The sequence below is a fragment of the Corynebacterium tuberculostearicum genome (genome assembly GCF_030229345.1).
GTDB lineage: Bacteria > Actinomycetota > Actinomycetes > Mycobacteriales > Mycobacteriaceae > Corynebacterium > Corynebacterium tuberculostearicum_G.
Map to the genome: position 1 here is coordinate 1 of NZ_JASPGP010000036.1, position 239 is coordinate 239.

The 239-nt window shown below is 51.5% G+C and carries 1 protein-coding gene; it reads left to right on the plus strand.

Annotated elements, in window-relative coordinates:
- A partial coding sequence (locus tag QP884_RS11260) for a helix-turn-helix domain-containing protein (protein ID WP_284822066.1) occupies positions 1 to 239 on the plus strand: 239 nt, incomplete at both ends.

Sequence of the window (239 nt, forward strand, 5' to 3'; positions counted from 1 at the left end):
TTAAGCTTTCCACCGGGCGTGTGCCTTTTGTCCCGGATGGCCCGGATGTGGCGCTGTATAACAGGCTTATGCAGGTAATTGAGTACGTTGATGGTCGTCAAGCAGTTCCAGTTCAGGTTATTCCGCAACAGCGTATCGATAGGCGTATCTCTTCGCGCTACTTATCGATAGAAGAGCGCGAGCTCATCTTTGATCTTGACCGGCAAGGCAAAGGTGTACGTGAGATAGCTCGGCGTCTT